The sequence below is a fragment of the Limibacterium fermenti genome (assembly GCF_041902845.1).
Lineage (GTDB): Bacteria > Bacteroidota > Bacteroidia > Bacteroidales > Dysgonomonadaceae > Limibacterium > Limibacterium fermenti.
The window spans coordinates 1,408,594-1,428,048 of sequence record NZ_CP159486.1; the positions used below are offsets into that span (position 1 = coordinate 1,408,594).

Genomic DNA, 19,455 nt, shown 5'->3' on the forward strand with positions numbered 1-19,455 from the left:
CTAACCTCCAGTCTCTATTTTCCAATTTTATAGTTTTGCAAACCCGTTTGCAAGAATTGGATATATTTATCCACATTCTCGTCATAAGCATAAGAAGGGCCGATCGGTTGTCCCTGATTGTTCAGTGCGATATAATACGGTTGGGCGTTTGCGCCGAATTTATGACGTTGCAGATAGCTCCATTTGTCGCCGATCGTTTTCAGCTTAGTCGTTCTTCCGTTTTCATTGACTTCAATCACCTCCGGAAGCCGTTCCTTGTCGTCCACCATTAAGGTGATGAGCACGTACCCGTTATCGAGCATATCTTTCACACGGGGATCGGTCCATACCGATGCTTCCATCTTGCGGCAGTTCACGCAACCGTATCCCGAAAAGTCGATCAACACCGGCTTACCGGTACGGGCGGCATGCGCCATTCCGCTTTCGTAATCCAAAAACTGGGCATGTACTTCGCCTTCGTATAAGTTAAAATCCTGCGTGTACATCGGGGGAGCGAAAGCGCTGATCGCTTTCAGCGGTGCGCCCCAAAGTCCGGGAATCATGTAAATGGCGAATGCCAGGGAGATGATGGCCATGAACAACCGGGGAACGGATACGTAAGGCACATCGCTGTCGTGCGGAAATTTGATTTTTCCCAGCAGATAAAATCCCAGCATGGCGAAAATGACAATCCATAGAACGACAAATACTTCCCGGTCGAGAATACCCCATCCGTAAGCGAGGTCGGCCACCGATAAGAATTTCAAAGCGAGGGCCAGTTCGAGAAAGCCCAATACCACTTTCACCGAGTTGAGCCAGCCGCCCGATTTGGGCATGCTCTGCAACCACGAGGGAAAGATGGCGAACAGGGCGAACGGGATGGCCAAGGCAAAGGCAAATCCGAACATGCCGATGGCGGGAGCCAAGATGTTGCCCGACGTGGCGGCATCGACCAGCAGAGTGCCGATAATAGGGCCGGTACACGAGAAAGAGACCAATGCAAGGGTGAATGCCATAAAGAAAATACTCAGTACGCCCGAGGTCTTGTCGGCCTTTTCATCGCTTTTGTTTGTCCATGACGCGGGTAAGACCATGTCGAACGCTCCGAAAAACGAAATGGCGAATAGAACCAGCAAAGCGAAGAAGATGAGATTGAACAGCGCGCTGGTCGCCAGGGTGTTCAATGCGCTCGCGCCGAAGATTCCCGTAATGAGGAGACCCAATAGCACATAGATGACGATAATGCTCAATCCGTAAATAAGCGCTTCGGAAATCGCTTTCGTGCGGTCGGTTTTATTTCGTTTGAGGAAGAAACTGACGGTCATCGGTATCATCGGCCATACACAAGGTGTGAGCAGAGCGATTAGGCCGCCGATAAATCCGGCGATGAAAATCCAAAAGAGCGATTTGCCGGTGGTACTTCCTTCCATACCGTATGCTTTCAGCTCTTCGATAACCGGTGTCCATAGCGGGTTCTGGTCGATAGGGCCCGAAGCGCTTATAATGGGAGCGAGTGCTATACCGGTCGAGTCCGCTGTGGTTGCGGTTGTATCGGATACGGCCGCTTCGTCGGTTTCTGTCTTTTCGGTCGATGCTGCCGGATCAGCTTTAGCAGCGGCGGATACCACCAGCGTTGAAGGCAAATTGGCCGATGTAAAAGAGAAATCGACAGGTAACGGCGGCAGACAGCTTTGGTCGTTGCAAGCCTGAGTCCGGATATCGCCGCTAAGCGCGAACTTTTGTTTGTCGGTAACTTTAAATCGTTGCACAAATCGCGCAGCGTTCTCGAAAGTCCCTATTTCCATTTGGAACACGGCGTCATACTTTACGGTGGCTTTTTTGCCCGAAGCCTGAAACTCGCCTACCGCTTCGGCTCCCGTCAGCTTGTCGAGGCTCAGGGAGGTGGGATAGGGGCCGTCTTCGGGAAGACGCGTATCGTATATATGCCATCCCGCTTGTATGGTGGCGTCTGCCGTTAATTCTACTTCTCCGTTTCCTTTGTCTTGCAAGCTAAACTTCCATGAGACTTCGTCTTGAGCAAACGTAAGAAACGAACTGATGAGAAAAAGGGAAAAAACAATCGCTTTTCTGATCTTCATATTGTATAGTCTGTATAATGGATAATTTTAAGGTGCAAAGATAATAAAACTTACCCACAGGTATTCCATCTCGAGTTATTAATATAGTAAGAAACTGTTTAAATTTCTTACGAAAAACGGAAATGAAAGTATTCTTCGCCTTCAAAAAGTTTCTTTTTGTATTCTTCTTCCTTTTATTCGGCTCAAATAGCTCGCGATTATCGCCAAAACAAGAAAGGATACTGCTAAAAAACAACTCTTTTTGAATCGCGAAACAAATTTAAACAGATTCTAAAAGAATGTATAGGAGCGTAAAAGAAGAGGCTGTCTCCAAACAATTTTAAGACAGCCTGCTTTCTATTCAAATGCGATAAATCCGTTTTACGCGATGCCTGCTTTTTCGTAGGATATATGCATTGCATCGGCTAACCCTTTCCCATAATCCGGGTCGGCTTGGTAGCAATTGCGGATGTGGCGGATTTTAATGAATCCTTCCACGCCTTCCATATTGCGGGCGGTGTTGCCGAACAAGACTTGTTTTTGCGCGTCATTCATCAGGCGGAACAATTTTCCGGGTTGAGTGAAATAATCGCTGTCATCTTCGCGGAAGTTCCAGCGTTTGATGTCGCCGTCGGCTTTCTGAGCCGGCTCCTCAAACTCGGGTTGTTCTTTCCATACGCCATAACTATTGGGCTCGTAATGCAACGTTGCGCCTTGGTTCCCGTCCACACGCATTTGCCCGTCGCGATGATAAGAATTGGTCTGAGGCGCTGCTTTCGGCTGGTTTACGGGTATCTGGTGATGATTCACCCCAAGGCGGTAACGTTGGGCATCGCCATACGAGAACAGTCGTCCCTGCAACATTTTGTCGGGCGAAAACCCGATGCCGGGAACGATGTTTGCCGGATTGAAGGCGGCTTGTTCCACGTCCTGGAAATAGTTGTCGGGGTTCCGGTTCAACTCGAACTCTCCTACCGGAATCAAGGGGAACTCTCCTTTGTACCATACTTTGGTTAAATCGAACGGATTATAGGGCATGTTTTCAGCCTGTTCTTCCGTCATGATCTGGATGTACATTTTCCATTTGGGAAAATCGCCTTTTGCAATCGATTCGAGCAAGTCGCGCTGGTGGCTTTCGCGGTCTTTGCCGACAAGCTCTTGGGCTTCCTGGTCGGTCAGGTTTTTTATTCCTTGTTGCGTCACAAAATGGAACTTCACCCAATGGCGCACATTATCGGCATTCAGAAAACTGTAAGCATGGCTGCCGAAACCGTGCATGTGACGGTAGCTGTACGGAATGCCCCGGTCGCTCATGGTGATGGTTACCTGATGCAAAGCTTCGGGCAAGCTCGACCAAAAGTCCCAATTATTGTTTGCGCTGCGCATATTGGTGTGCGGGTCGCGCTTTACGGCATGATTGAGATCGGGAAATTTGAGCGGGTCTCTAAAGAAGAAAACCGGAGTGTTGTTTCCCACTAAATCCCAGTTTCCGTCTTCGGTATAATACTTCATGGCAAAGCCTCGGATATCCCTTTCGGCATCGGCCGCTCCTCTTTCTCCGGCTACGGTAGAAAAACGGACGAACATTTCGGTCTGCTTTCCAATTTGCGAAAAGATTTTTGCTTTGGTGTAGCGGGTAATGTCATGCGTAACCGTAAAGGTTCCGAATGCTCCCGATCCTTTGGCATGCATGCGCCTTTCGGGGATTACTTCCCGATCGAAGTGCGCCAGTTTTTCCAGAAACCATACATCCTGCAATACCATGGGGCCACGGGGCCCTACGGTCATCGAATCCTGATTGTTTACAACCGGAGCTCCGGCGACGGTCGTCAGTTTCTTTTGATTTTCTTTGTTCTTGTCTTTTTTTTCTTCTTTTTCCATACGATTTGTAATTAAGTTATAGAAGTTTTTTATTTGGGGTGTTCGTTTGAGTTGCCGTAAATATTGAGTTTGACGGAATTGATTTCATAGCCTTCGATGGCATGTTTTTCGAAAAACGTTTTTAAGAGTTCGTCGAGTTCTTCGTTTACGTAATCGGTGATTACATTGCTATCGGTGTGATATAAATGATGATGGGGCGTGAGTATACCGTCGTAGCGCATCACTTCGTCGGGCGTAGAAACTTTGTGAATCACATTTTTCTTGACAAACGTGTCCAATGTTTTATAAATAGTTCCGATCGAAATCGTCGGATGGGCTGCTCGGACGAAATCGGTGATCTGTTCGGCCGTGGGATGATTGTTCAACGTATAGATCGCATCGAGAATGGCAATCCGTTGAGGGGTCGCCTTTAATCCTTTTTCCGATAACTTTTGTTGCAATAATTGTTGATGAATTGCCATGGATAATCTCTGCTAAATAAGAATCATTCTCCTCTAAAACGCCGCTTCTTTACTTTTGTTCATCATTATCCGTACTTTTTTTGATTTTTTTTAGGGTGAAAGCAAAAAACAAACCGGTTGTCGCGGCGAATACTCTGACAAACCGGTTTCGGGATATCCTTAATCCAATCGGAAAAGAGGTATTATCTAAAAGAATAATCCCCGCCGGGGATTTGTCCGGCAGGGATTTTGTAGTGAATTGTTATATATTGAGAAAATTACTACTTAAATACTTTCACACGTTTTTCGACAGATTCATACGACTTTTCAGCCGGTTTGTCCAACGCGACGCCGAAGGGCATTTGTGCGATCAGTCGCCAATCTTTGCTGATATTCCATTCTTTTTGAATCGATTCGTCGATAAGAGGATCGTAATGTTGCAGGGAAGCCCCGAGCCCTTCGTTTTCTAATGCCAACCAGGTAAGGATTTGTACAATGGCAGAGGAGTGCTCGCTCCAAACCGAAAACTTTTGACTGTAAAGCGGGAACTGGTTTTGCAATCCCTTTATAACGGTTTCGTCTTCGAAAAAGAGTACCGTGCCGTATCCCGACAGGAAGCAGGAATTGACTTTATTCTCAGTTTGTTTCCATGCTTCTTCCGATCCGCTTACTTTTTTCAACTCGTCTTTAACGATTTCCCATAATTTCTTATGTTGGTCGCCCAATAGCAAAACAACGCGTGCCGACTGTGAATTAAATGCCGATGGCGAGTGCTTTACCACTTCTTCAATAATGGTTTCTATTTGTTCATTCGAGATGGGAGAGGCGTTGCTCAGTTGATAATAACTGCGCCTATGTTGAATGGATTCCTGTAGACTTTTACTTCTCATTTGACGTCTTTCTTTTATAAATTTTTTATGAATGATATTCGTAAAACAATTTTATGAAAAGATTGTTCGCGTTATAGTTTTTATTGATAGCGTATTGCCTCATGTGTATAGGATAGCCTTTGATAACTTGTTAATAGTTTATGCCGGATTGTCTTCCGATTATGCGTACATAAACGTACCTTTGGTATCTTTTTCGGAATATAATTTTTGTTGAAAATGGAGAAACAAAAGCGCAAAGGAAATATTAAAGTCGTAGAAAAGACCGTTGTCGCCCCTGATATGGGGAAGTTGCCGCCTCAAGCCCGGGAGTTGGAAGAGGCGGTGTTGGGAGCCCTGATGTTGGAAAAGGACGCGTATTCCGTGATCAGCGATATTCTGAAACCCGAAAGTTTTTATGATCCCATTCACCAGTTGATTTTTGGAGCCATCCAAGGCTTGGCCATGCAGCAGAAACCCGTAGATGTCCTGACGGTTGTGGAAGAATTGAAACGAAGAGGGGAGCTGGAGACGGCCGGCGGCGCCGTGTATGTGGCTGAGCTGTCGGAGAAGGTCGCTTCGGCCGCGCACATCGAATATCATGCGCGCATCATTGCCCAGAAATATTTGGCCCGCGAGTTGATTACGTTTTCTTCCGAAATTACGCATCAGGCTTTCGATGAAACAATCGATGTGGACGATTTGATGCAAGAGACCGAAGGCCGGTTGTTTGAGATTTCGCAACGGAATGTAAAAAAGGATGTCATTCAAATTAATCCGGTTATCCGGGAAGCCATGCAGAATATCGAGGCTGCTGCCAACCGGAAGGATGGGATGAGCGGCTTGCCTACCGGATTTAAAGAGTTGGATAAACTCACTTCCGGTTGGCAAAATTCCGATTTGGTTATCATTGCAGCCCGACCGGCTATGGGGAAAACCGCTTTCGTGTTGTCGATGGCAAAGAACATGGCTTTGGATTACGAAGTCCCGGTGGGGGTTTTCTCTTTGGAAATGTCGAATGTGCAGTTGGTAAACCGGCTAATTGTGAATGTGTGCCAGATTAAAGGCGAAAGCATTAAAAGCGGACGGTTAAGCGACGATGAATGGATCCGGTTGGACAAAAACCACAAACTGCTCTATAATGCGCCGATATATATCGATGATACGCCCAGTTTGTCGGTCTTCGAACTGCGTACCAAGGCCCGGCGATTGGTGCGGGAAAGTCATGTCAAGATACTCATTATCGACTACTTGCAGTTGATGAATGCCAGCGGGATGAGTTTTGGTAGCCGGGAACAGGAAGTCAGTACCATTTCGCGCTCGTTGAAAGGACTGGCTAAAGAGTTGAATATTCCTATTATTGCTTTGTCGCAGTTGAACCGTGGCGTCGAAACCCGTCAGGGAAACGAAGGGAAGCGTCCCCAATTGGCCGACCTTCGTGAATCGGGAGCTATCGAACAAGATGCCGACATTGTGTGTTTTATTCATCGACCGGAATATTATCGCATTACGGAAGATGAACAGGGTAACTCGCTGATAGGGGTTGCCGAGATTATTGTGGCAAAACATCGTAACGGACCGACCGGATTGGCCAAGATGCGTTTCGACAGTGAATATGCCCGTTTTCAAAATATGGATGATTTCGTCGTTGGACAACGCTATGTCGAACGTCCTTCGAAAATGAATAAGGCGACCAACGGCGATCCGTCTTCTTCTGCAGACGCTCTTTCCGGTGGCGATTTTACAACCCCAAATAAGGAGCCTCTTCCTTTTTAACGGATTGAATTATGAAAAAAATGACAGGTCTTTCTATGGTATTGGCGGGATATTTTTTGATGATCTCTTGTGGCGGCATTGATTCCGATGCAAAAAAAGCGGCCGAACTCACCAATCAATCTATTCGGCAAAGTGTGGATTTGGAGCTCGAAAAGTCGCAAAAAACATATCATAAAGCTCAGGCTCTTATCGAAAAGCATAAGAATACAAAAACTTGGAATGAATTTAATCGTCTTTACAAGATGTATCGCGATCAAGAAAAAGCCTCTCCCGAACCGTAACCGAGCGCATGGCTTGGAGCGGTACTTTCGGTAAAATGGACTTGAAAAAACATTATTCTAAATATTCTTCGTATTTTTGTGCATTGAAGAACGAGTAATTAGTAGTAATAATCGGAAAAAGAACGCGTATGCATGACTCTTTATTTTTGAAAAAAATATATCTATTCCTGTTTTGTTTGGCCCTGAGTGGCGCCGCGGTTTCCGCACAGCAGGTGCCTTATGAAGTCGTTACAAACAATGGTCAGACATTCTATAAGTATACGGTGAAGCCGGGAGAAGGAGTGTATGCCGTAGCGCGTAATTTCTCGGTTTCCGTAGCCGATATTCTCCGGCATAATCCCGGGGCGAGTTCGGGTTTGCAAAACGGGCAGTACTTGCTTATTCCCGTTCGTGGAAATAGTCAACTTGTAAACACGACGGTTCCCATGCCGGGTTCTGTTCGGCAAGGACCTGTCGAGAATCAAAATAAGACATTTAAGCATACGGTTGTCAGGGGAGAAACGGTATTCAGTCTTTCGCAGATGTATCATACTTCTGTTGAGGAGATTTATAATCTTAATCCCGGGTCAAAGGAAGGGATTGCCGAAGGGCAGGTGATAACGATCCCTCAGCGGCGTGTGATTAGTGAAGAGAAAGAAGAAAACTACCGTTACCATACGATTCTTCCGCAGGAAACGCTTTACTCTCTTGCCCGTACATATTCATTGAGTGCGGAAGATATTCTTCGGGCGAACCCCGGCCTTTCCGTGCAAACGTTCCGGATCGGCAAGACGATACGGATTCCTTTTTTCGAGTCGTATGAAACCGTCGTTCCTTATCATGACCAGGATACGACGCTCCGCCATAAAGTAGAAAGACGGGAAACGCTCTATAGTATTTCGCGGCAGTATAATCTTTCGGAAGAGGATATACGCCAAGCCAATAACGGATTGGAGCAAGGGCTAAAAACCGGTATGGATTTGGTTATTCCCGTTAAGAAAGGAGCGCTGCGCAATGGCAGCACGGTTCAGGCTGAAAGTCAAGCAAACCGCCTGCTTGTTCCACCCCGGCCTTCTAAAGTTAACCGGATGAAAGTGGCTCTTCTCTTACCGTTTTTGGAGAAGAATAACGATAATCGGCATTTGCGCTTTCAGGAATATTACGAAGGGTTTTTATTGGCTGTGGAAAAGATGAAAGAAGAAGGAGCGGATATCGAATTGTATGTGTTTGATATCGGTACGGAGAGCGACACCCGCAAGCTTACCAGTCTGCTTGAAACCCTCGAAATGCAATCGCTGCATTTAATGATCGGGGGCTTTTCGGATAATCAGATCAAAATTCTTTCCGATTTTTCTAAAGCTCATAATATTAAGTATGTGGTTCCTTTGTCGCGAAGCAATGAAGTACTCAACAACGGCATGATTTTTCAAGTTAATTTTCAGCCTTCCTATAATTATACAAAAGCATCGCACGTGTTTATGCAGACTTATCCGGCAGCCAAGGTTCTTTTCGCCGCCGGGGAGAAGGATGATAAAGCCGATTTTATTTCACAATTGCAAAGCGACTTAAAAGCCGATAAGCGTTCGTTTGTGAAGGTGGACGGCAGCAATTTGGAGACTGCTTTTCTCGCGCAGTTGGATCCTGCGAAGGACAATGTCGTTGTGCCGGCTTCGGGAGATTCCCCGTCGCTAAAACGGATGGTCGAGGCTCTAAAGAAAATAAAAGAGACCCATCCTTCTTATACCGTCCGCTTGTTCGGCTATCCGGAATGGCAGACCTATGATGAAGAGCTTGTGAAGGATTATCATTTGTTTGATACCCAGATTTTTTCGTCCTTTTATGTCAATGAACAGGATCCGGCGACCCGGGACTTTATGCAGAGCTTTAAAAAGTGGTATGATCGGGACCTCTTGAACACGTATCCCAAGTATGGTTTATTAGGTTACGATACCGGATTGTTTTTCTTGACGGCGTTAGCAAGATACGGGGTTAATTTTGAACAGTCTGTAGATCAAATCCGGGTAAATACCTTGCAGTTCCCGTTTTACTTTGAACGAGTCAATAATTGGGGCGGATTTATTAATACCGGATTATATCTGATTCATTACGACACCTCTAATTCGATTACTAAAACAGATAAAAGTCGATGAAACGGTATGCGCTGATTGTTTTTCTCATCGGTCTGAACTTATCGGTTATGTATGGCCAGGCGAATAAGTTTAAAGGGGAGTTCTATGTCGGAGCCGGCGCAGGAGCGCTGGTTTCATCCGTCAGTTTTTCGCCCGGTGTGGCTCAGAGTTTCCATTTAGGAATGCACGCAGGGATAGCAGCCAAGTATATATCGGAGGAGCATTTGGGGGTTATTGCCGAAATTAACTTCGCCCAACGGGGATGGAAAGAAGACTATGATGCGGAAACCGGATTTTCGTATAACCGGACGATGAATTATGTGGAGATTCCCTTTTTATGGCATGTCTATTTTGGAAATAAAGTGCGGTTTATTTTTAATGCGGGGCCTCAGGTAAGCATTCTATTCAATCATTCCTCAAGTATGAGCGAAGCGCTTGCGGCTGACGTGGAAACCCAAAAAAAAGCAAATCCGGACAATGCTTTTATCGGATTGCAATATGCCGATCCCGAAAGCCGGTTCGATTACGGATTGATAGGGGGCGTCGGGTTAGAATTGAGGACGGGGATCGGCGATTTTGATTTGGAAGGCCGTTATTATTTTGGCCTTGCCGATTTTTTCCGTTATGAAAGCCGGAAAACGGATTTTTCGCGTGCCGCCCATCGCGTGATAGAAGCGAAGCTTACCTATTATATAAAATTCTGATGAAGGAATCAATAGAATGACGACTACTTGTGAGTATGAAATAATGGCGCCGGCAGGTTCCTACGACTCTCTCATGGCGGCTATCCAAGGCGGCGCCGACTCCGTTTACTTCGGCATCGAAGGATTGAATATGCGCGCCCGTTCTTCCAATAATTTTACGATAGACGATTTGCATGCCATCGCCCGTATATGCAGGGACAATCATATCAAGAGTTACCTCACGGTCAATACCATTATCTATGAGCAGGACATGGCGTTGATGCGCCGCATTGTCGATGCCGCCCGGGAGGCTCGCCTGACGGCTATTATCGCCGCCGACGTAGCCGTGCTGATGTATGCCCGGAGCATCGGGGTGGAAGTGCACTTATCGACCCAACTCAACATCACCAATACCGAAGCGTTGAAGTTTTACGCACAGTTTGCCGATGTCGTCGTGCTGGCCCGGGAGTTGAATCTGGAACAAGTGGCGGGTATTCATCGCGATATTGTCGAGCAGCAAATAAAAGGGCCGTCGGGCCGGTTGATTCGTATCGAGATGTTCGCCCATGGCGCATTGTGCATGGCGGTGTCGGGTAAATGTTATCTGAGCCTTCACGAGAAGAGCCTTTCGGCCAACCGCGGCGCTTGCAACCAAATCTGCCGCCGCGCCTATACGGTAAAAGACAAAGACAGTGAAATCGAACTGGACATCGATAACGAGTATATCATGTCGCCGAAAGATCTGAAAACAATTCATTTTATGAATAAGATGATGGACGCCGGCGTGCGGGTCTTTAAGATAGAAGGGCGGGCGCGGGGCCCCGAATATGTCCGTATCGTTACCTCATGCTATAAAGAGGCGGTGCAGGCGTATTGCGAAGACTCCTTTACGCAGGAAAAAATCGATTTGTGGAATGAAAAGTTGGCGACTGTATTCAATCGCGGTTTTTGGGATGGTTATTATTTGGGCCAGCGGTTGGGAGAATGGACTCATCGTTACGGATCGGGAGCGACCAAAAGAAAAGTCTATGTCGGAAAGGTCCTTAAATATTTCGGAAATATTGGTGTCGCCGAATTCCTTATCGAAACCCAATCGGTAAACGAAGGCGACGAACTGCTGATTACCGGTCCGACTACGGGAGCGGTGTTCGCCACGGCTCAAGATATCCGTGTCGATTTAGAAACCGTTGAAGAAGCGGTAAAGGGACAACATTTTTCCTTCAAGACTCCTGAGAAAGTTCGTCCCAACGATCAGTTGTATAAGATGGTTTGGGCTAACCGCAAGGGAACGGCGTACGCGGAATAGAGTACCGGAGCATGCAAGTCGTTTGTGCGATGCTAACAGGCATTTTTTAATATCTGCAGCCGGTTTTTGTAGTATTGTGCGGCATTTTTGTCATTCATACATTCATTTTTGTCATCCATACACTCATTTTTGTATTGTATACATGTCGTTTTGTCATTTTTACATCGGTTTTTCTGTTTCAAACAGGTCATTATGTCGTTCTTATGCCGGTTTTTCTATATTGAATAGGCTATTTTGTCCTTCTTGCATCAAGAAAACACAGGATGTTGCGTCAAAAGTATGCCTCCCCCGCCTCTAACGGCTTTATCCCGTTGAACGAATCGGCCGGAGATGCGATTTTCGACCTGCATTTTTCGTGAAAAACATTTTTAACAGGATAAAGGTTCTTCTTTCAGTCGGATATAACATTCATATCTACAGTTGATTAGTTTTTATTGACCATATTAATCTTAAAACAATTCAAAGCTTAACTTTGATTAACTTGTGGAAGTCATTACTCCGTAAATTATTTCCTAAACTTGGGCGTTTTTAAATATAAACATATAAAAATAAATCCATTATGAATACGAGAGATTCTAATTCACAAAGAATGGCTCGTAACGTGAAGGAAGTCCTCCACCAATACGAACCGGTTTGGAAGGAAAAACCAAGAGTAGCCAAGGAAGTAAACACATTCGACTCGGCTGTGGAAAAAATGGAGCCGCATGCCATAGGCTCGCTTATCGTAACCAAAGGTTTCACGGATAATAAGGATGCCGTAGCCCTCGAGATGTACGCAGAGGCAGCGGCGATCGCCCGGAGGGTATCGATCTATGCCCTCGATACCGGCGACTACGGATTGCACGACCAACTGCGGGTCAGCCGCGGGTTCCTCGTGAATATGGGAGAAGAAACAGCTTTCCACAAGGTCGAAGACATTTACAATCGCGTGTTGCCGTTGGTGCCGTTGTTGGTAGATTATGACGTTGACGAAACGAAAATGGCCGGTCTAAAAACGTTGATGGATTCGTATGAAGCGCTGACGGACAAACCCCGTAACCTGACCCTGGAACGCAAACGCCATAACCAGACCATTCCCGAAGTGAAGAAAGAACAACGTCAGAGTCTGTACAAGCTCGACAGCCTGATGACGATGTTCGCCGGCACCGATTTTTACAGGGATTACAAGAACGCCCGCATCATTATCGACCGGGGCGGAAGTTCAAAGGAAGAAGAAAAGAAATAAGGATATATTATAAGAAGAACCATATTTATAAATATGAAATCCGTCATTTATTTATTATCAATACCTCTTGGCATTATCCAATTAGGCAAAAACAACTTGGATTAGCTAAGGCGTCTGCCGTTACTTCTCTTTATCTAAATCGACAGATGCCCATTACCTTGATATCTATATTCAGATTTTTAAGAGGAAAAATAACATACTTTCTGGTACTCCATATGTACAATTGAACGTAGTTTTCAGAAATACATAATCAAACCCTTATTAAAAAATATAACAACATGAAATTAAACGGTTGTTCCGTATTTAGAACTCTTCCTACTTTCCGATTGGGTAAAAATAACTTGGATAGGTCAGGTGCCTACTGTATGTTTTACACTTTATCAATAACTAAAATTATTCATTAATGAGACAAACAAATCATATCCTATTTTTACTTTTACTCTTTCTTTTGTCCTGTGCAGGAAAAGCCGATAAAAACAATAATCCGGCACAATACGATACGATTCCTGTCATAGCCAGTTGAATTATTGCAGAATCAGGGTTTTATTGTGAAACCGTTATAGAAATAAACAGTAATCTCGGTAACATGAGAAAGCTGTTCTTAATAACACCTTCAGTAAAAAATAGCCTCGTGATTATTTGAATAACCCGAAAAAAAGTGCCATATTTGTAACGCTAAAATTACTTGAAAATAAGGCGAAAATATGGCTGTGTTCCGTAATAAATATGACTACTATTTAGGTTACGCCTTGAGTGGAGGAGGAGCAAAAGGCTTTGCTCACTTAGGAGCCTTGAATGTACTGGAACAATACGGGTTGAAGCCCGACATCATTGCCGGGACCAGTGCCGGTGCGTTGGCCGGAGTGTTGTATGCCGACGGGTTTCATCCTCTTGAAATTTCCGATTTGTTCAAAGGCCGTGAGTTTCGTGAATTTATTGAATTCACGTTACCCAAAACCGGATTTTTTAAGAGTACCGGACTTTATAAGTTCCTGAAAAGTAACCTCCGGGCGAAAACCTTTGAGCAGTTGCAAATTCCTTTTGTGGCTGTAGCTACGGACTGGAATAATGCCCGGAGCGTTGTTTTTTCGCAAGGTGATAATTTGGTGGAATCGGTTGTCGCGTCGTGCTCTGTGCCCATTGTCTTTCATCCGCAATATATCGATGGCGCAGCTTATGTAGACGGAGGATTATTTAAAAACTTTCCTGTCTCGGTCATTCGCAAACAATGCAAATTCGTAATCGGAGTCAATGTGTCGCTCATGATTCCCCCCGCTGAAAAGAATAATATACGGAAAATGGCCGAACGGACATTTAATCTGATGTCTAACGCGAATACCCTAATAGATAAAAAACTATGCGATATCTTGATTGAAACCCCGGGCGTGGAAAAATACACCATGTTCGATTTGAATAATATCGATACGATCTCAGAATTAGGGTATACCTGTGCAGCCCATACCATGGGCGAAGAAGCGTCGTTGAAAATCGTCAGGCGGTGCCTGCGGTATAAGGAATTCAGTGAAAAGATCATTCATTATATTAAACGGAATAATTAGCATGCAATCCCATAAAATAGTTATCTACCAAGTGTTGCCGAGATTGTTCGGAAACCGGACGGCAAACAATATCCAGAACGGAAGCATCGGGGAAAACGGATGTGGAAAGTTTAACGACTTCACCGATACGGCGCTTCAAACTATCAAAGACGCCGGTTATACCCATGTGTGGTATATCGGTGTGCTGGCTCATGCTTCCATAACCGATTATACGCGTTACGGCATTCCCGAACAATATCCTGAAATTATCAAAGGAAATGCCGGATCGCCGTATAGTATCCGCGATTATTATGATGTGGATCCCGATTTGGCGGTGCACGTGGAGAACCGTATGCAGGAATTCGAGGAGCTGGTAGATCGTACACACAAAGCCGGGTTGAAAGTTATTATCGATTTTGTACCGAATCATTTGGCCAGAAATTACCGATCGGTTAATAAACCTGCCGGTATCGAAGATTTTGGGGAACACGACGATCCGTCCGTCGCTTTTTCCCCTCAAAACAACTTTTATTATCTGCCCGGCGAAGCGTTGCACCTGCAAATAGCGCCGGCAAAACTCACGCATGCCCGGTATCACGAGGAGCCGGCAAAAGTAACCGGAAATGATTGCTTTACCAATAATCCGACACAATATGATTGGTACGAAACAGTAAAGCTCAATTATGGAGTCGATTATCTGAACGGCCGCCAGACTTATTTTTCGCCGGTACCCGATACTTGGAAAAAGATGAAAGATATCTTGCTGTTTTGGGCTGCGAAACAAATCGACGGTTTCCGCTGCGATATGGCCGAGATGGTTCCTTTGGAATTCTGGCGGTGGGTTGTTCCGCAAATAAAAGAACAGTATCCCGGATTGCTTTTTATCGCCGAAATATATAATCCTTCCGGATACCGGGATTTCTTAGCCGATACGGTCTTCGATTATCTTTATGATAAAGTCGGATTATATGACGTGCTCCGTGATGTGTCGTGCGGATATCGGCCGGCATCCGATATTACGTTTACGTTGAACAATGTAGGGGATATACAGCATAAAATGTTGAATTTTATGGAAAACCACGATGAACAGCGTCTCGCCTCCGATTATTTTCTGAAGAGCGGCGACAAAGGAATTGCCGCCATGGTATTAACGTCGTGCCTGAATGTAAATCCGGTTATGATTTATTTCGGACAAGAGTTAGGAGAAAGAGGTATGGATGAAGAGGGATATAGCGGTAAAAACGGCCGTACCACGATCTTTGACTATTGGTCGGTGGATACGGTGCGGCGATGGAACAATGGAGGCAAATGGAATGACGAGTTACTGACCGTGGAAGAAAAACGGTTGCAGCAGTTTTACTCCAAACTCATAAAAAGCTGCCATAACGAAAGGGCGCTTTCGCAGGGATTGTTTTATGACTTGATGCCGGCTAATTATGATAATCCCGATTTCGACTCGACCAAACAGTTCGCATTCCTTCGCAGCGACAAAAAAGAGTTAATCGTGGTCGTGGTCAATTTCGATAATCATGCCAAAGAGGTCTCCATTCATATTCCTCCGCATGCTTATGCGTTCTTTGAGTTAAATCATTTACAAGGGGGAAAGGCGCGACCGTTATTTAGCGGAGATGGCGCGGAATTATTTTTCTCGCCGCAAGGCTCTCTCAAAGTGACTCTTGGAGCACACTCGGGAGAAGCGTATAAGATTTCTTCTTTGTAAACATTTTTTATTAGAAGTAGTTTTTGTACTTTTGTGGCGAAAAATTCAATCAATAGAGAGTAGTCTTGTTCAAACAATATTAATTAAACTATAGTATAAAACAGCATGCAGGAAAGGCCGTTTAAAATTTTCTCCGGCACCAAGTCTCGTTATTTTGCCGAAAAAGTGTGTAACAGCATTGGATGTCCGTTGGGAAATATGATCATCGAACATTTTGCCGATGGTGAGTTTGCCGTATCTTATGAGGAATCTATACGTGGTAAGCAGGTATTTCTCATTCAATCTACGTTTCCCAATTCCGATAACCTGATGGAATTATTGTTGATGATCGACGCCGCAAAGCGTGCATCCGCCAAATCCATTGTCGCCGTGATTCCTTATTTCGGATGGGCGAGGCAAGACCGGAAAGATAAGCCCCGTGTGAGTATCGCTGCCAAACTCATTGCAGATTTACTGCATGTGGCGGGAATCAACCGGTTGATCACAATGGATCTTCATGCCGATCAGATTCAAGGATTTTTTAATGTCCCGGTAGATCATTTATATGCTTCGGGGGTTTTTATCGATTATTTGAAAGGATTGGACTTGAGTAATATGGTGATCGCGACACCGGATGTGGGAGGCACGAAACGCGCCAGCGCTTATTCCAAGTTTTTAGGATGTCCGATGGTGATCTGTTACAAATTGCGGAAGAAAGCCAATGAAGTTTCCGATATGCAGATTATCGGCGATGTAAAGGGGATGGATGTGCTGATTATCGATGATATTGTCGATACGGCGGGAACCATTACCAAGGCCGCTAATTTAATTATGGATAAAGGGGCTAACTCCGTAAGAGCTATCGCCAGCCATGCCGTGATGTCCGATCCGGCGTCGGAACGGGTGAATCAATCCGCACTAAAAGAAATTATCTTTACCGACAGCATACCTTATTCTAAAAAGTCGGAAAAAGTAAAAATACTTTCGGTTGCCGATATGTTTGCCAACTCCATTATCCGGGTTTATAATAATGAGTCTATTAGTTCTTTATATGTGGTATAATTAAAAAACTTTTGGTATGCGGAGAAACGATATCATCAAGAAGCTGTTTCTGTGGCTTTTCCTTTTTTCGGTAGGATTCTCTGCGCATGCATAGAAGTTGAATTTCAAGGCGGACGGGACTTTTAAAATTGTTCAGTTTGCCGGCGATGTGGTTACGGGTGAGCCGGTAATGCCCGGATTGTCGAACTGAAAGAAGGTACGCGGGAGTTTGTTACTTGGATCCGCTTATTGGACGGAACGGTAAAAGACCGGACTGTGTTTCCCAAGGATTTTGAATAAAATAAAAGATGCGAATTTGAGACGGCCTCTTTTAAATTCTATTATTCTTCCGTGAGGATTTTCACAAATCCTGCCGGAAGCCATATATTCTTGATGGAAAGCGCGCGTTTAAACAACGGGGCGATTTCCGATTCGTGAAAACCGGCTATCCCGCATCCGACACGCGTTACTAAGAACGTGAGGTCGGAATGTTCGGCGGCAAAATCGATAAACTCTTCTACATACGGTTGAATGACCTCTACGCCTCCATGCATCGTGGGGATGCCGTAGGATTGGCCCTGCAAACCGCAACCTTGCCCCCATATTGCTCCGAATCTCTCATAGGCCATTTTAGCTGCCCCGCCGCCATGATAGCCTTCGAGGTTGCTTCCAAAAACAAATATTTCGTTATCGTTCAAATCCGAAATATAGTCGGGCGTAATTCTGTTATTATCTGATATATTCATGTCTAATGTCTAATGTCTTCAGTCTCCGGTCTTCAGTCTTCGGTCTTCAGTCTTCGGTCTTCGGTCTTCGGTCTCCGGTCTTCAGTCTTCGGTCTTCAGTCTTCGGTCTTCGGTCTTCGGTCTTCGGTCTTCGGTCTTCGGTCTCCGGTCTCTAACCTCCAACGTCCAACCTCCCGTCCCTGCATTTTCTTAGAACGTAAAAACCAGTTCGACGGTAAATTTATCGGAATCCATTTCGGGATATTTATTGAGTATATCGAGTTCATTTTCGATGAAGTACCATTCATAGTCGAGACGAAGGATCGAGGAAATGTTTTTTTGTTCAAAGGCGAAGCCCAAGCCCACGGTCAGGCGATTGACATCGAATCCTTTATTGTCCGGATTCTTGTCAATGGCATCCCATCGGGCAGCCGGAACCAGCCGGTCGAAAAAGCGGCTTTTCGTTAAAGGAATAAAATAGGCCCCTTGAAAATAATAAGAAAGCATATCGCTTTCAGCTTCTACGCGACTGTCTCTTTTCATGATCTCGGTTTCCAATTTCCAATTACGCGCCTCATAGCGAAGATCGGCGCCATAAAAAAGATAGTGAATATCTTCATTTTGATAATCGTAATATTTTATCGTGCTGCGAAATCCCTTCATGCTGCCTACGGCCAGCCGGGCGCCATACGATAAGCGATCGCGCCATACCGGATCATTAATGGTGTTGCCGTTATAGATTCCCAATTCAAATGAAGAGGGGACCGAACCGATTTTAAATTCATAATCCGCTCTAAAACCTAAATCGCGTGTACTTAAAAAATATTTTCCAATGAACGCTCTATTCGCAAACATCATTTCGGAAGGGCTTACGATGTATTGGTTGAAAATGGGCACGCTGGTTTGACCGAGCGTTAAGGAAAGCCCGTCGACCGGCTTTAAGGATCCGCTCAAATCCAATACTTCGAAGCGGCCTTCATTGCTTAATTCGACTTGCGCTTTGTAGCCCGAAAACGAGTTGATGTTTCCTGAAGCCCCTATACGTGAATTACGCACGGAAAAGCGCGACATGCCTGTTTCGCTGGCATATTCGAACTTGTTTTTCAGTGTTCCGGAGATCTTCATGCTCGGATAAGAAACCGAATCTGCCTCCTGTGCGCAAATAGAAGGAATAAAAAAACTGACAAAAAATAAAACAAACAGAGAACGGTCATGCATTAATTTCATATTCTTTATGAGTTAGTGGTGATCGGTTTTTTGCTCGAGATCGAGAAAAGCTCGTTTTCGTTCTATGCCCCAATGGTAACCTCCCAACTTGCCGTCGCTGCGGATAACCCGGTGGCACGGGATGAGGTACGATACCGGATTCATTCCTATGGCCGTGCCTACCGCACGAATGGCTCCCGGATGACCTGCCGATTGCGCGAGAGAACGATAGGTGGTTGTTTTGCCTTTAGGAACGGATAACAAGGCTTTCCACACGTCTGTTTGGAACTCGGTACCCCGGATGTGTAAAGGAAGCGACGTGTCCGACGGCTTTCCTTCGAGGAGCGTCAATGCCCGTCGGTGCAATGTGTTCGATCGTTTGTCGAACAAAGCTCCCGGATACCTCCGGTGTAATTCTTCGATGATTTTTTCGCTGGAACCGAAAGCCAGGAAGCAGATACCTTTGGGGGTCGAAGCGATAAGGGTTTCTCCGCCAATGGTCTCGTAAAGTTCATACTCTATACGCAATCCCCGTATTTCGTCAGCCTGCAAAGGTTCAATAGATACGTTGCTTGCAACGCGTTTGGACTCAGTAGTTGTTTTTTTATTGTTTCGGTTCATAA

16 protein-coding genes are annotated in these 19,455 nt (G+C 45.2%); 9 read left to right on the plus strand and 7 right to left on the minus strand.

The window, feature by feature from the left end:
• Positions 1-14: 14 nt before the first annotated feature.
• From ABNK31_RS06475 to ABNK31_RS06490, 4 genes are all read right to left on the minus strand, one after another.
• Positions 15-2,078, minus strand: coding sequence for a cytochrome c biogenesis protein CcdA (locus tag ABNK31_RS06475; RefSeq protein ID WP_418894863.1), 2,064 nt, complete (start codon positions 2,076-2,078; stop codon positions 15-17).
• Positions 2,079-2,438: 360 nt separating this feature from the next.
• Positions 2,439-3,938 (minus strand): catalase, encoded by a 1,500-nt coding sequence (locus tag ABNK31_RS06480; RefSeq protein ID WP_418894864.1) that lies wholly within the window; start codon positions 3,936-3,938, stop codon positions 2,439-2,441.
• Positions 3,939-3,967: 29 nt separating this feature from the next.
• Positions 3,968-4,399, minus strand: a complete 432-nt coding sequence (locus ABNK31_RS06485; protein WP_418894865.1) for a Fur family transcriptional regulator — start codon at positions 4,397-4,399, stop codon at positions 3,968-3,970.
• A gap of 260 nt (positions 4,400-4,659) precedes the next feature.
• A complete protein-coding gene (locus ABNK31_RS06490) occupies positions 4,660-5,268 on the minus strand; it encodes a nitroreductase family protein (RefSeq protein ID WP_418894866.1) in 609 nt (202 codons plus the stop codon).
• Between the two features lie 216 nt (positions 5,269-5,484).
• Between ABNK31_RS06490 and dnaB the strand changes: the two genes are divergently transcribed.
• From dnaB to ABNK31_RS06535, 9 genes are all read left to right on the plus strand, one after another.
• Entirely contained in the window at positions 5,485-7,020 is a 1,536-nt protein-coding gene (gene dnaB, locus ABNK31_RS06495) for a replicative DNA helicase (RefSeq protein ID WP_418894867.1), read from the plus strand.
• A gap of 11 nt (positions 7,021-7,031) precedes the next feature.
• Positions 7,032-7,301 carry a hypothetical protein gene (locus ABNK31_RS06500; protein WP_418894868.1) on the plus strand — a complete coding sequence of 90 codons (270 nt, stop codon included), beginning with the start codon at positions 7,032-7,034 and terminating at the stop codon, positions 7,299-7,301.
• Positions 7,302-7,429: 128 nt separating this feature from the next.
• Positions 7,430-9,430: a LysM peptidoglycan-binding domain-containing protein gene (locus ABNK31_RS06505; RefSeq protein ID WP_418894869.1), complete on the plus strand. Its 2,001-nt coding sequence runs from the start codon at positions 7,430-7,432 to the stop codon at positions 9,428-9,430.
• Entirely contained in the window at positions 9,427-10,113 is a 687-nt protein-coding gene (locus ABNK31_RS06510) for a porin family protein (protein WP_418894870.1), read from the plus strand. Before ABNK31_RS06505 ends, ABNK31_RS06510 begins: the two co-directional genes overlap by 4 nt.
• 16 nt (positions 10,114-10,129) lie before the next feature.
• Complete coding sequence (locus tag ABNK31_RS06515; RefSeq protein WP_418894871.1) at positions 10,130-11,398, plus strand: peptidase U32 family protein; 1,269 nt, start codon at positions 10,130-10,132, stop codon at positions 11,396-11,398.
• A 559-nt stretch (positions 11,399-11,957) separates the two neighbouring features.
• Complete coding sequence (locus ABNK31_RS06520; RefSeq protein ID WP_418894872.1) at positions 11,958-12,623, plus strand: hypothetical protein; 666 nt, start codon at positions 11,958-11,960, stop codon at positions 12,621-12,623.
• Between the two features lie 704 nt (positions 12,624-13,327).
• Complete coding sequence (locus tag ABNK31_RS06525; protein ID WP_418894873.1) at positions 13,328-14,182, plus strand: patatin-like phospholipase family protein; 855 nt, start codon at positions 13,328-13,330, stop codon at positions 14,180-14,182.
• Between the two features lies 1 nt (position 14,183).
• On the plus strand, positions 14,184-15,881 hold the full coding sequence (locus tag ABNK31_RS06530) for an alpha-amylase family glycosyl hydrolase (RefSeq protein ID WP_418894874.1): 1,698 nt from the start codon (positions 14,184-14,186) through the stop codon (positions 15,879-15,881).
• A 105-nt stretch (positions 15,882-15,986) separates the two neighbouring features.
• Positions 15,987-16,922 (plus strand): ribose-phosphate pyrophosphokinase, encoded by a 936-nt coding sequence (locus tag ABNK31_RS06535; RefSeq protein ID WP_418894875.1) that lies wholly within the window; start codon positions 15,987-15,989, stop codon positions 16,920-16,922.
• A 320-nt stretch (positions 16,923-17,242) separates the two neighbouring features.
• On the opposite strand, the gene ABNK31_RS06540 is transcribed toward ABNK31_RS06535, so the two are convergent.
• The 3 genes from ABNK31_RS06540 to ABNK31_RS06550 form a co-directional block, all read right to left on the minus strand.
• Entirely contained in the window at positions 17,243-17,647 is a 405-nt protein-coding gene (locus tag ABNK31_RS06540) for a hypothetical protein (protein ID WP_418894876.1), read from the minus strand.
• A 189-nt stretch (positions 17,648-17,836) separates the two neighbouring features.
• The gene (locus ABNK31_RS06545) at positions 17,837-18,853 is read right to left on the minus strand and encodes a hypothetical protein (RefSeq protein WP_418894877.1); all 1,017 of its coding nucleotides are present in this window, start codon (positions 18,851-18,853) and stop codon (positions 17,837-17,839) included.
• 12 nt (positions 18,854-18,865) lie between these two features.
• A complete protein-coding gene (locus ABNK31_RS06550) occupies positions 18,866-19,453 on the minus strand; it encodes a methylated-DNA--[protein]-cysteine S-methyltransferase (RefSeq protein WP_418894878.1) in 588 nt (195 codons plus the stop codon).
• Positions 19,454-19,455 lie beyond the last annotated feature (2 nt).